Source organism: Pseudomonas sp. 2995-3 (assembly GCF_002742565.1).
GTDB lineage: Bacteria > Pseudomonadota > Gammaproteobacteria > Pseudomonadales > Pseudomonadaceae > Aquipseudomonas > Aquipseudomonas edaphica.
This window is the reverse complement of sequence record NZ_LJSB01000176.1, coordinates 533,973-546,991: the sequence shown is the minus strand read 5'-3', so window position 1 is coordinate 546,991 and position 13,019 is coordinate 533,973. Positions and strand designations below refer to the sequence as shown.

General features: G+C 60.0%; 8 protein-coding genes. 2 read left to right on the top strand and 6 right to left on the bottom strand.

Translation table 11 applies throughout. The annotated features are described in order from the left end of the window. Positions 1-14 precede the first annotated feature (14 nt). The gene (locus AOA62_RS14455; RefSeq protein WP_099548974.1) at positions 15-365 is read left to right on the top strand and encodes a hypothetical protein; all 351 of its coding nucleotides are present in this window, start codon (positions 15-17) and stop codon (positions 363-365) included. Between the two features lie 404 nt (positions 366-769). After that, a complete protein-coding gene (gene solA, locus AOA62_RS14450) occupies positions 770-1,939 on the top strand; it encodes an N-methyl-L-tryptophan oxidase (RefSeq protein WP_099548973.1) in 1,170 nt (389 codons plus the stop codon). Between the two features lie 75 nt (positions 1,940-2,014). On the opposite strand, the gene AOA62_RS14445 is transcribed toward solA, so the two are convergent. The 6 genes from AOA62_RS14445 to AOA62_RS14420 all read right to left on the bottom strand — a co-directional run bounded on the left by AOA62_RS14445 (position 2,015) and on the right by AOA62_RS14420 (position 13,019). Beyond that, positions 2,015-2,641 (bottom strand): glutathione S-transferase family protein, encoded by a 627-nt coding sequence (locus tag AOA62_RS14445; RefSeq protein WP_017136952.1) that lies wholly within the window; start codon positions 2,639-2,641, stop codon positions 2,015-2,017. Between the two features lie 118 nt (positions 2,642-2,759). Further along, positions 2,760-8,714: a membrane-targeted effector domain-containing toxin gene (locus tag AOA62_RS14440; RefSeq protein WP_099548972.1), complete on the bottom strand. Its 5,955-nt coding sequence runs from the start codon at positions 8,712-8,714 to the stop codon at positions 2,760-2,762. 90 nt (positions 8,715-8,804) lie between these two features. Next, the gene (locus AOA62_RS14435; protein ID WP_099548971.1) at positions 8,805-10,862 is read right to left on the bottom strand and encodes a methyl-accepting chemotaxis protein; all 2,058 of its coding nucleotides are present in this window, start codon (positions 10,860-10,862) and stop codon (positions 8,805-8,807) included. A 229-nt stretch (positions 10,863-11,091) separates the two neighbouring features. Then, positions 11,092-11,391, bottom strand: coding sequence for a DUF3144 domain-containing protein (locus AOA62_RS14430; RefSeq protein WP_017136956.1), 300 nt, complete (start codon positions 11,389-11,391; stop codon positions 11,092-11,094). Between the two features lie 94 nt (positions 11,392-11,485). Further along, positions 11,486-12,031: an ATP phosphoribosyltransferase regulatory subunit gene (locus tag AOA62_RS14425; protein ID WP_026013702.1), complete on the bottom strand. Its 546-nt coding sequence runs from the start codon at positions 12,029-12,031 to the stop codon at positions 11,486-11,488. A gap of 292 nt (positions 12,032-12,323) precedes the next feature. Further along, the gene (locus AOA62_RS14420; protein ID WP_017136958.1) at positions 12,324-13,019 is read right to left on the bottom strand and encodes a tRNA (adenine(22)-N(1))-methyltransferase TrmK; all 696 of its coding nucleotides are present in this window, start codon (positions 13,017-13,019) and stop codon (positions 12,324-12,326) included.

The following is a 13,019-nucleotide window of genomic DNA, read 5'->3' as shown; positions in this document are numbered from 1 at the left end:
TCTCAGGACCTTTGATGCCCCCAACCAAACGCGACACCGCCCGCCTCGAACGCCGCCTGGTCGCCACGTTGACCGACGCCTGCGAAACCGCCAAGGCTGAAATCCCAGGCTTCGAGTGGCTGACTCACACGGTTGATTACGCTGCGTTCCCGCAGAGCCTGCGGGTGATTTGGGTGTTCGATACGCGGGCCAATAAGGAGCTGGCCCTGGCAAGCGGCGCGGACCAACGTATGCGCGAACTGACGGCTGTTGCGCTGCACGACGCCGAGGTGGCCCCCGTGAAAATCGAGCGCTGCGTGCGCTTTGATTGCGAAGAAGCCTGCAACCTCCAGCATGGCGGCGATTGGCGGGCACGACTGGCCTGACGCGGCGCTAATGTGGGAGCTGGCTTGCCTACGATAGCTATGGATATCTACACAACGTTTGAAGGCAGCCAATTTCTCCTGTGGCGAGCAGGCTTGTCCTGCGTTGGGCTGCGAAGCGGCCCCAAATCCAGACGCTGAGTTCTTTCAGGAAAATTGCAGTGCCTTTACTGGGGCTGCTTCGCAGCCCAACGCAGGACAAGCCTGCTCGCCACAACAGCCCACCTGCCACAGACTTCGTGTTAACCGGCTATCGCAGTTCAAGCCAGCTCCCACAGGGGATTGCGGGGCGACGAAGATCAACTGTGGGTTTCCTGAACGGGGTACAGGCTACCGCCTTATCCCCCATTGTTTTTTCCCACGCCTTAGCCTCAACTACGCCCTCACCTCACACACGAGTACCAACCTTGGAACGCTATGAATCGCTGGTCATCGGCCTGGGCGCCATGGGTGCCGCCACGGTGTATCAACTGGCAAAAGCCGGTGTGAAAGTCGCCGGCATCGACCGCCACCACCCGCCCCACAGTTTTGGCTCCAGCCATGGCGATACGCGTATTACGCGGCTGTCGGTGGGCGAAGGCGCGCAGTACGTGCCCATTGTGCGGCGTTCGCACGCTATCTGGCGCGAGCTTGAGGCGTTGTCGGGGCAGGCGCTGTTTGAGCAGTCGGGGTTGCTGGTGCTCACCTCTCGTGATGACTTTGACCCCAGCGATGCAACCGACTTCACCCTGCGCACCATTGGCCTGGCGCAAACCTACGGCATTGAACATGAGCGGCTGGACGCTGCGCAGATTCGCCAGCGTTTCCCGCAATTTGCCCAGGTGGCGGACAGCGCCATCGGCTACTACGAGCCTGGCGGCGGCTTTGTGCGCCCTGAGCGCTGCATTGATGTGCAACTCACCTTGGCCGAGCAACACGGCGCCACGCTGTACAAGGGCGAGACGGTGACCCACATCAGTTCGGATGTTCATGGCGTGACGGTGACCACCGACCAGCGCACGCTACAGGCCGATAAGCTGGTGGTGAGTGCGGGCAACTGGGCCGGCGAATTACTCGGCGCGCCGTTTGACCGGTTGCTGAGTGTTTATCGGCAACAGCTGTTCTGGTTCGCGCTGGAGCCTGGGGCCGACCTGGTGGGCAAATCCCCCACCTATATCCTCACGCACGAACAAGGTCAGACCCACTATGGGTTCCCGGCGTTGCCCGGCGAAGGCAGCATGAAGCTGGCTACGGCGCAGTACCACACCACGGCCACGCCTGAAACGCTGGACCGCACGGTCTCGGCGGCGCAAGCCCAGGAGATGTACGAACAGCAGGTAAAGGGCCGAATAACCGGCGTGTCGGCCAAAGTGCTCAAGGCGGCGGTGTGTGCCTACACCGTGACGCCGGACCACGATTTCATCATCGACGAACACCCCACGTTGCAGCACACCCTGGTGGTGTCGCCGTGCTCGGGGCATGGCTTCAAGCATTCGGCGGCGCTGGGTGAGGCATTTGCGCAGTGGTGCATGCGTGGGTCGAGTGACCTGGACCTGTCGGCGTTTTCGTTAAAGCGTTTCGAGGGCAATAGCGTTTAAGAATGGGGGACACAGACCCGTGGCGAGCGGGCTGGCCCCCTCGCCACAAGGGGCAATTGTGCCTTCTGGCCTGACCTATTTGGCGAACGCGTATTCCCCGCCCTGCTCCACCGCCTTGCGGTACGCAGGTCGCGCCTGGAAGCGTTGCACCCAGGCCGCCAGGTTTGGATAGGCCTGCAACTTGCCCTGGGCCTTGGCGATTTCACCGATAAAGCTCATCTGAATGTCCGCGCCGCTCAGTTCGTCACCGACCAGATACGGCGTATCCGCCAGCACGTCATTCAGATAGCCCAGGTAGTTGGCCACTTCCGACTCGATACGCGGGTGCAACGGCGCACCGGCTTCACCCAGACGACCGACGTAGAGGTTGAGCATCAGCGGCAGCATGGCCGAGCCTTCGGCAAAATGCAGCCATTGCACATATTTGTCGTAGGTCGCAGAGGCAGGATCAGGTTGCAGGCGGCCTTGACCATGGCGGCGGATCAGGTAGTCGATGATGGCGGCGGATTCGATCAACACCAGGCTGCCATCTTCGATAACCGGGGATTTCCCCAGTGGGTTGATGGCCTTGAGCTCCGGGGGCGCCAGGTTGGTTTTCGGGTCGCGCTGGTAGCGCTTGATCTCGTAAGGCAGGCCGAGCTCCTCAAGTAGCCAGAGGATGCGCTGTGAGCGCGAGTTGTTGAGGTGGTGGACGATGATCATGGGAAGCTCCGCAGGATAAGCGTGGGTGTCTGGCCATGAGACTACGCCAGCCCAGTGGAGTGCCCACGATTTATTGTGGCAGCCCCTTCACGAGAGGCTGCCCCTCAAGCGCCCGTGATCAGGCGACGGCAGTCAAAAGCACGTCTTTCTTGAGCGCATCCACCAAGCCCTCCATCGTTGCATACCGCTTGCCTTGCAACTGCGGCCAGCGTTCGATAAACAACTGCCCCACCTCGTCACTTTTTATCGGGGTGGTAATAATCTCTCCAGTCCTGGAACGGTGAAGCAGACTGGCTTGGGTGGATGAAGCGTACTCGATCAGGAAGTCACCGATGTTTTTCAGGCGCACGCTCGGCAGGGTCGAAGCGGAAACGGCCCTCAACTGCACATCCGTCTTGAGTGCATGAATCAAAAAATCCAAACTTGGGTAACGCTTTGCTTGCAACTGTGGCCACCGCTCAATAAAGAACTGCCCCTTATCGTCAATTTGAACAGGCGTGGAAATGATATCTCCAGCGTTAGAACGATGGAGCACATTGGCTTGGGTCATTGAAGGCCGCTCGATCAGGAAATCGCCGACACTTCTGATCCATGTACGATCCGCTGCAACCATCGGGCGCGGCGCCGGCGTACCGGCCACACCGACATGCACCTTGAAGTCACTGCGCATGGCCGTGCCCGCGGGCGTCTTGACCCCGCGCTCGAGGATTTCCCAGCCTCCACGGTGCAGAGGCAGCGCATGGTCGGGCGCGACATCGCGTACCGTCAAGCTGACCGCATCCTGCAATTGCGCAATGCCTGGCACGCCCTGATAGATGTCGGCGTGGGAGGTGCCCATGAGTGCGACCCACTTATGCGGCCCCAGTGCCGCCTGATCAGCCTTGATCACCTCATTGGCAAAGTAACTGAACACACTCTGGCGGGCGTTCAAGTCGTGCATGCCTTTGACGTGGTAACTGGCGGTGCAGTCGAGAGCCCGGACGCGGATGCCCGCCTTGTTCGCCGCTTTGACGACCTTGGTGTAGGTGTTTTTTCCCGTGTAACCGCTCCCCATATGGCCGAGGTCCTGCGCCCTCAGATAGCGCTTGAGATTTTCCGGCATTTTCAGCGTGTTATAAAAAACGTCCAGTTCAAGCTGGTGCAGATCGGTAAGCAGGTGTTCCAGATACAAGGTTTTTACACCCTGCTCTTTCAATAGCTTCATGTATTTAATCAGGAACTGTTTACTCGCCTTATCCGCATGCGCTTCAGCAACAATCAGTCCGCGCTTGAGTTTGTACAGTAGCTTGACGAACGCCTCTTCGCTGGCCACCGTACCCAGTTCGACGAAGGTGGACCGTGCCGGGGGCGTGTAAGTGGCAAAGGCGGCTTTGGCGGCCTTCTCCAAACGATTACGGGTGTTCTTGAACCCCTTGAACGCCGCCTCATACAGGTGCCCAATCCCAAAGCCGTAGCGAGTATCCAAGTCACGATGCGAGTGCACCATTTCATCCAGGTGCGCTTTAAACGACGCGGGCAGATCGAACTCACTGTAATGGGACGGTGCAGCGGGCGCCGGCACCGCCCTTGAAGGACCCGCCGTCGGCAGCGCTTGTGATGCCGGCGCCATGGTCATCCGGTAATCACCCCGGGACAACGCGGCGGAGGCAGTATCAGGCGAGATGCCCACCGCCTGGCCCGGGGTAACATCCTCCACACGCAGGGCGATGACATTCTGCAAATCGGCCAGCCCCGGCACTTCGTCCGTGCTCCCTATGCGGGTGTGATCAACCAGGGCGATCCAACCATCATCGGGGTCGTTTTGTGAAAGGGCTTTGTGGGAATAGAAGTTCCTGAGTTTGCTGTTGCGAGGGATAAACCGCTCTTGCTCAGACAGCGCCAGCACATGCTCCATATGATAAGAACTCGAGGCGTCCACGCCGTCGATCGCGACCTTGTGCTTGTGGGCTTCAAGCATCAGTTTACGGTAGGTAAAAGGCGCGTCCGCGTCCCAGCCCAAGCCTGAGTCTACCCGCGCCAGATGGTCCTCGACCTGTTTCAAGGCATACGCCACGTCACCCTGGGTTTCGCCGTTGATAATTTTGAGTTTGGTCCGGAAAACATCGGCCGGCAGGTTTTCAACGTACACGCGCTTGAGCCCTTGCGCTTTCAAGGCTTGCAGGTTTTCGATGAGTAATTGCTTACTGGCAACGCTGGTATTGGATGCGCCAATGATCAGCCGCTTCTTGAGTGGAAACAGGGTGGCAAGCGCAGTAGATGGGCTGGAATCCGGTGCCAGCACCGGCAAGCCGCTACGGTCCGGGCGCGCTGGAGGCGAGGCATAAAACGCGTCCGCGTCTTGAGTCAGGTGTTTCATCTGATCGAGATAGCTGTCGCGTAGAGGCTTCAACTGAAGATAGGCCCCGTCACTTATGCCCTGTGCAATGGCGTCGTCCGGAGGGCTGGTAACGATGCGCACATATTCAAGGTCGAGCGCGCGCCTGAAGTACTTCCCTTGCTCGGGTGCAATCTCGTAGGGCACCAGTAACTCGTCGACCTCTTCGCGCAGTAGCGTATGGCGCCCGCCTCCCGGAGTCGTGAAGCGCACCCAATGGCCATCGCTGTTCTGGTTGACCACACGTGTGGTTGACTGCATTTGCCCGGTGACTGGGTCACGGCGAAACAGCAGATGCCGCCCCAGGGAGTCCGGTGTGTTTTTGATCCAGAACTGCTCGGAATTGAACATCACAGGTTTCATTCCGGCAGCAATGCCTGGGTCTATATCGTTGATCAGCGTGGCCTGCTTCAGCGCCTTGGTCACCGGCCGCACGCGCAGTGCTTTAAGGGCCGGGCGAAAGTCAAACAGCACAGCGCCGCCCACATTGGCCAGGTAGCCAATGTAGTGTTTCAAGGCTTCGCCCGTGTCACCCTGTTGGTAGGCACTGATAGCGAGCATCGCGTCCTTGAACGCCAGCAAACCACCCAGGCCCAGGCTCAATACGGGAAAAGGGATAGTGGCGATGGCAGTGACCAATTCGACGCACGTCCACAGAATCCCCGTGATCATCTCCGTGCGATTGACCGTGGAGGCAACTACATCGTCTATTTTGCGCTGCAACACCATGTTGTAAAAATCATTGCGCGGGTCGCTCACGGTGGTGTCCGGGGTTATCCGGTCATAGCGCGCCGGGCTTGGGGTCGTACGGTCAATCGTTTCGGGCAAGCCATTGCGGGCAGTCTTCAGAAACGCTCCGATCCGTACCTGAGATTGGACCGGCACCCGACCCTGCAGGTAGTCCGACACACCGTCGACCTTTTTCAGCCAGTAGTTGAATAGCTTCGCTTCACGAAAACCGATGCCATCGGGTGCGTTGGGGGTGTAGAGCAAAACCGGGTTGCTTGCATGGCTGAACAGGTAGCTGCCTATCACCCAATCGCCGTCAATGCTCAGGCGATGTACCTGATAAGTCGAGCGGGTCGCCGCCGCTGTGTCGCCAAGGCTGTCGATCGCACGCTCCAACCAGGTCAAGTCGACTCGGGCGATATGACCGCGCAGGCAGCCATCGAGTGCGGCGTACTTCATCTGCAGTTGTGTGATCGTCAAGGTGGCGTCGCGCCGTTTGGCGTAACCGGGACTGCTCGCGCTTTGCAAGTTGGCGCGCACTTCGTCGGTGTAGCGTTGCCCGATCCATACACCCGTCACCGCCCTTGATACGTTCTGCGGGGTCAAACGGCTCAGGTCCACGCCCACCGGCCCGCTGAACGTGGCCGAAGTGGAGAATTTCGGGTCGATGAACCCGACGTTATCCGTGTAACCGTCCCTGTACAGCCGGGTATAGGAAATGGGCTTCGGCGCACCGCCCAGCAACGGCCAGGGCGCCGACACAAACACGCTATCCGGGTCGATATCATTCTGACGGCGACCAAGCAGCGTGTTCAGGCTGAGTTTGGCTTTATCGTGCAGATAGGCATTGAAGCTAATGAAGTTCGCTTCTGAATCGGGCATGGCGTTATAGACGCGCAAGGCACCTGCGGCATCTTCGGCAAGGCTGGTCAACCGGGTTCGGTCCGCCGCCTGGGCTGAGCGATACCACAGCGGGGTGCTGTATTCGTAGTCGTCCTGCGCTGCGCTTTGCCCATGCATGACCATGGCGTCCAGGCATACCGTGTGGGAGCACACAGGGCCAAATGTCACCTCCTCATGTTCCTTTGCGCCGGGCCTGAAGCCCAAGCCTTTGAGGAACGTGCGCATCTTCGGCCGAAAACGCAGCGGGCATTGCTCCAACAGGTAGTCGCTCATGGTGCGACCCTTTAACCGGGTGTTGTCATCGGCCCAACCGATGATATGCGCCTGGCATTCGAGCTCGGTGGTGAACGCCAGGAACTGTCGCTCACGTGGCGAATCGGGGGTGCACAACAGCAAGCGTCGGATTTGGCCGTTGGCATCTTCCTCGCGCAATAACCACAGGTCTTTGAGTTGCGCGCCATGCAACAGCACGGTGCGTGCGCACAGGAGCGGGTTCGTACCGGCCCGCAACGTTTCGAACAACCTGTGGTCTGCCGGGCTCAGGTCGCCTCGCAACCGGGCGACAAAGGCAAGCAACACCAGGCGATGATCAAACAGGTCGCGAGTGGCCTGCTTGTAGCCAGTTTCGGCCTGCATTTTTTTTTGCAGCGCGGCATAGTCCAGGCGCGGTTGCAGGCCAGGTTCGCGGAGGATGTGGAGCAGGCTTTGCGCACTCAGAACGGCATGGTCACCTTGCAGTGGCGCGTCGGCATAGGTCAGGGCGGTCGTGGTCAAAAAATCAGAGCCGGGCAACTCGTCGTCGGTATGCAGCCCGTCATAGCTTAATTGCACCAGATTGCGGGTCTGCTCATAGGTGCCGACATTGGCGACGTTGCGTCGGGTGGTGATGTTCAGGTGACGCGGGTCCAGGTCGTAGATTTCCAGCGCTTCGTCCAGATACTCGGTCAACTGGAAACTTGCCAGGGCTTGAGGCGACGCAACAGGCCCCAGCAGCTCGATATAGGTAGCCCGGGCCTGATTGTAATCCTGCATGCAACGACTCAGGGTTTGCTGGTCCGTCACAGCCGCGTTGCGATACCAATCCGGCAGGCTGTTATAGACGCCGCGCTCGAGTAGCTGTTGGCGCCTGAACGCCAAGCGTGACGACAAGTCTGGCAGCGCTGCTGTCACCGCGTTGTCCAATGCTGACTTGAGCTGCGTTGCCTCGTGCAATGGGTTGTCTACCAGGCTCAATGCCAGTTCGATGTCCTGGCTGCGCTTGTCGATAATCGCGTTGTAGGTGTGTTCGAACAGTGGCTCGCCGTCAATGGGCAGCAATTGCAAGGGCCAGATATCGACGACATCCAGCGTTTGATAACGTACAGGCAAGTGTCGGCAGAACTCCGCTCGCCCCGCCGGTAGCGCCAAAGTCGCCTTGAGGCTCTGGTCGAGCTGCACCAGAGAGTCGAAGGCCTCCAGCCCCCTGTTTGGCGTGAACAACAAGACCTGGCCGAGGTTTTCTACCGACGTCAGGTTGTCCACGACTGGGCTGGACTTTCTCGTAAGAACGAAGGCCCCGGCAAATTCCACGGTTTTGTCCTGGTAGCTGAAATTAAGCGAGTACATGCCAGGACGAAAGATCGGGCCTCGGGAGCAGTCTTCAACCATGCGCTGTTCGGCAGGGCTTAGCAGGTAATCACGCACATCCAGCTTGGCTTGCTGCTCCAACGCGCCAAGACCAGCCGCCTGGGTGAGGTAGCTCTTGCGGCCTTGAATGCCCACCGTGCTGACTTCGTCAAGGCCTAGCAGGTGCTTGTCCAAGTCGGTTTTGAGTTGAGCAAGCAACGTCTTGCCGGCCGCTTGGCTGAGATCTGCCTCCGTCAATGCCTCGAACAAGCTGCGTGACCTCGCCAACAGGACGTTGTTGGCGCTGATCAGGGTGGTGTTCAGTTGTTCCAGCGCATGCAGTTCGGCAGGTAATACGACAGGCTCCCGGGTTTGCGTGCGCAGGCTCGGGTCGATCTCAAGCAGGTGTGTACGAATTTCCTGAAACGTCGGTGACGCGGATGTAGGGCTCGGCGTGCTCATGGGCACGGTCCTCATACTGATGGAATGAACCCTCAGCATGAGACGCAGCCCGAGCGTATCTGCGGTAAATATTGTTGACCTGCCCGCGCCTCAGCCCAATCGAAAGCGCGCCGTGTTATCACTCAGCGCCCGGCTGCCCTTGCGCAAGGTATCCGCCGCCTGATTCACCGCCCGTGCGCCGTCCAGCAAGCGCCCTGCCGCCTGGTCGACCTGCTGGATATTGCCGCTGACCTCATCCGCCGTTGCAGCCTGTTCTTCCACCGCTGCCGCGATCTGCGCCAGGGTGTCGGTGACGTGTTGCACCGCACCGGCAATTTCGCCCAGGCGGGTGCCCAGGCCGGTGACGGATTCGGCGTCGGTCAATGCCTGGTCGCACGCCGCGCCCATCAGGCTGACCGCCTGGCTGACAGTCGCGCGCAAACTGTCCACGGTGCCGGCGATCTGTGCGGTGGACGCCTGGGTGCGTTGCGACAGGCTGCGCACTTCATCGGCCACCACGGCAAACCCACGGCCCTGCTCGCCCGCACGCGCAGCCTCGATGGCCGCGTTGAGCGCCAGCAAGTTGGTCTGTTCGGCGATACCGCGAATGGTGTCGACCACCGATTGAATCTGCTGGCCCTGCTGGCTGACCTGTTCCAGGGCGTTGGCGGTGTCGGTCAGGCGCTGGTTGAGCTGTTGGATGCTTGCCGTGGTGCGCAGGCTGTCGCGGCTGCTGTCTTCGGCGATGCGCCTTGTGTGCTGCGCGCTCCCCGAGGCCTGTTCGCAACTCTTGGCCACGCCCATGGAGGTGGCGGCCAATTGGGTCGCGGCGGCCGCAATCTGGCTGATTTGGTGTTGCTGGTCTTCCACCTCGGTGAGGGTGCTGCCTGACTGCGCGTTGAGTGTGAGTACGGCAGAACCGAGTTGCTGGGTTTCGTGATTGACGCCCAGCAGGCTGGTGCGCAATTGCACCACGGCAACGTTGAGCGCCCGGCTGATCGCCGCCAATTCATCACGCCCTTCTACCGCCACTTCGACGCACAGGTTACCGTCGCGCAACGACTCGGCCAGCGTGGTGATGCCACTGGCACTGCGGCGGATCGAGGCTTGCAGACAGGTAAACAAGTACAACGCGGCCAGGGCCAGCAGGCTGAACGTCGCCGCCACCGGAATAAAGTGCTGGAGCGAGCGCTCGCGGTAGTCACTCAGGCGCGCATCCAGTGAGTTAAGCGACTGGCTGCGCAACGCCCCCAACGCGCCCAACATGCTGTCGACGCTGCGGTCGAAGGCGGCGGTGTCCAATTTGATGGTGCCGCCAAACACGCCTTCATCCAAGGTTTTTAGTTCGTTATCCAGAAGCAGCAGGCTGCTGTCATATTGCGCCGTCCACGGCTCGATCCCAGGATATTGCTTGGCTTTGAGCGAAGCGGCGGCCTTGGCCAATTGGTCACGTGCATCGCCAATACGGCCGCGCAGGTCGCGCATCTGCAAGCGGCTTTGCAAGGTGAACTGCCCCGAAGCGATGGACGACTGGCCGACGCTGGCCGTGCGACCGATGCGCTCGATCAGGTCCGGGGTTTGCTGGGTGGAGATCTGCATCAGCAGGTAGGTTTCCAGCCACGGATCGAGGATCAGGCCAGTATCCAGAGTGATTTGCTCGCGCAAGGTTTGCAGCGCCGTCAACGCAGCAGTGAAACGGTCGTAGCCGTCCGGCCACCAGCCCACGGTGCGCAGGGACTGGGTGTCCATGCCCTTGACCGCCGCCTGCAATGCCTCGAACCGCGCAAGCGTGTCGGCGCTGGCGTTGCGGGCTTTGAGTGCTTCACCCAAGCCTTGCAGGCTTTGCATAATCATCGGGTTGCCTGCATCCACTTTATCCATTGCTGCCTGGGCGGCAGGGGTTGGGGTGTGGAGGATATCCAATGCTTTCCAGCGCGCGGCCAGGTTGCGTTGCGCAGTCAATTGGCCATCGAGCGTGTCCAGGGCCAGCAGTTGGTGCACGCCGGACTGCTCGCTGGTAATCACGTTCAATTTGCCGCGATAGTCCGAGCCAATCATCCAGAGGCTCCCGGCCAGGGGCAGCATGAACAGGAAAAACAGCACCTGGAATTTGCGCGCAAAACCGAAACGGCCGAGCAAATGGATACCGGGTGATAAAAGAGTGTGCATGGCCGACCGCTCCCAAAAACAAGCTGGAAATGACTAGAAGCAAAATGCCATGTCATTGATTAGCTTGGTTCTAGCAAGATACGGGCCGTTGCAGGAGGGGCCGGAGATAGGCGGTGCGGCAATCAAAAAGTGCGCGGGCGTGCGCAAAAATGGGGCAAAAACACTCAATGACGAGAGTGAAACGGTAACTGTGGGCTGCCAAGCACACAGCCCCTCCCCCACCACCCTCTTAATCCGCCACTTTCACCCGCATGTACTGACTGAAATTATTGATGTGATCATCCAGGTTATCCTCAAGCATCATCCTGTACTGATCACAGAAATACTTCAGCATCGCCTCACGGGCCTCGGCCATCTCGGCGCCGGACTTGAAGTTGCGGGCGCTGGCCCAGGCATTGAAGCGCGTGGTGCCGAACATCATCGAGGCGCTGACCTCACCGAGGTTTTCACAGGTCTTGAGCTGCTCGTTCGACAGTTCGATATGCGCATCTGCGCGGTCGTAGAAGGCTTGGTCGGTGGTCTCGGCCATGGCAGGGTTCCTGGGGTCAGCAAAAGAAGGCGGCTATTGGAGCATATTCGAGGCCAGCAAAGCAGGCGCCTCCCACTGGGAGACGCCTGGTGCTTCACGCCAACGCCAGCACCAACCGCTCAAGCCCGATACCGAAGCCCGCGCCTTCACGGTAAGCCCCGCCGCCCACGACTTGCTGTTGCGCACCCAATGTCGGGCAGCGCACCTCAAAGCCGTTGCCCTCCAGGTAGTAACTCAGCCCACGTTTCACGGCCAGGTTCAGCGCATAGTCGAGCCCCAGCGTGTCCAGAAACCCAGTACACAGGGCCTGGCTGCGCTGCAACGCCAACCCAGGGTCAGGGCTTAGAATCTCCAGCCCCAGTTGAGTGAACTCACGATAACGGCCGGCTTGCGGCCGCTCATAGCGATAACACCGCGCCACGTAAAAAAACATCGCCGCCGCGCGCCCCTCGAGCAAGTCGGCGTTGCGCTCCTGGAACAGCGCAGTGGCTTCCGGGATCAGGCAGCACTTGCGGCCCGCCTTGTCATCGAAGGCCCACATCTGCCCGATGATTTCACTGCCGCCGGTTTTTTCGATAAACGTGTCCTGGCCCCAAAGAGCCGGCACGATGACTTCTTCAGCGCCCGCTTCGATGAAGATAGCTCCGGAAACGGCCCTCTACTTCACGCATCGTTGCGGCTTCTTTGCCGGTGACCATTCGGGTTCCACGTAGCATTGTCATGGGTTGAATCTCCAGTGTTTGCAGGCAATAAAAAAGGCGCCATAGGCGCCTTGGGTGGGGTTCATTGAGTGATCAGTGGGTCTGGTCAATCAGTGAGCGCAAGCAACCACGGCACCTGAAGGAAGGTCCGTGGGGATGATGGCGGTTGCTTTGCGAAAATTGAGTCATGGGCAGATCCTTGCACATGCGTAGGAAAAGTTACAAGTCACTTCACGCCAGCAGCTCGGTAATCCACCGCGCCTGCCGGGCAATTTCTTGCAGTTTTTGCTCCGGCACCGCCTGGCGTGCCTGCTCAAAACTGGCCAGGGTCTTGTGCTTCTGGCGCAGCATCCGCTGCCACTTGGCCAGGAACTCCGGGCTGCGGGCTTGCATTTGCAACGGGCCAAAGTACAGCTGCTGATCGGTATAGGTCACGGCGCCTGTGCGCTCGGCCACGATGATCTCGTAGTAAAAGCGGTTTTCCCGCAGCAACTCTTCGCTGAGGATGCGATAGCCGTTGTCCATCAGCCATTGGCGCAAGGGTTGCTCGCCACCATTGGGTTGCAGGACCAGGCGTTCCTGGCCGCTGAGGTGCACCTTGCCGTTGTCGAGGATGTCGCGGATCGTCTCGCCGCCCATGCCACAGACGCTGATCGCGGTGATCCCATCGCCCGGTTCAATCGCTGCCAAGCCATCGGCCAGGCGCACGCTGATGTGTTGCTCCAGGCCATTGTCGCGCACGGTGCGTTGGGCTGCGTAAAAGGGTGTGGTCGCCACTTCCCCCGCCACCGCTGCCGTGATCACGCCACGGCGCATCAAGGCCACCGGCAGGTAGCCGTGGTCCGAGCCGATGTCGGCCAGGCGCGCGCCAGCGGGCACGTTGGCGGCCACGCGCTCCAGGCGCATGGACAATGTGTGTTCGTTCAA

Excerpts from the sequence above, each read along its gene's own strand:
- AOA62_RS14445 (WP_017136952.1), bottom strand. The coding sequence starts at position 2,641 with ATGATCATCGTCCACCACCTCAACAACTCGCGCTCACAGCGCATCCTC.
- AOA62_RS14440 (WP_099548972.1), bottom strand. The coding sequence starts at position 8,714 with ATGAGCACGCCGAGCCCTACATCCGCGTCACCGACGTTTCAGGAAATT.
- AOA62_RS14430 (WP_017136956.1), bottom strand. The coding sequence starts at position 11,391 with ATGGCCGAGACCACCGACCAAGCCTTCTACGACCGCGCAGATGCGCAT.
- AOA62_RS14435 (WP_099548971.1), bottom strand. The coding sequence starts at position 10,862 with ATGCACACTCTTTTATCACCCGGTATCCATTTGCTCGGCCGTTTCGGT.
- AOA62_RS14455 (WP_099548974.1), top strand. The coding sequence starts at position 15 with ATGCCCCCAACCAAACGCGACACCGCCCGCCTCGAACGCCGCCTGGTC.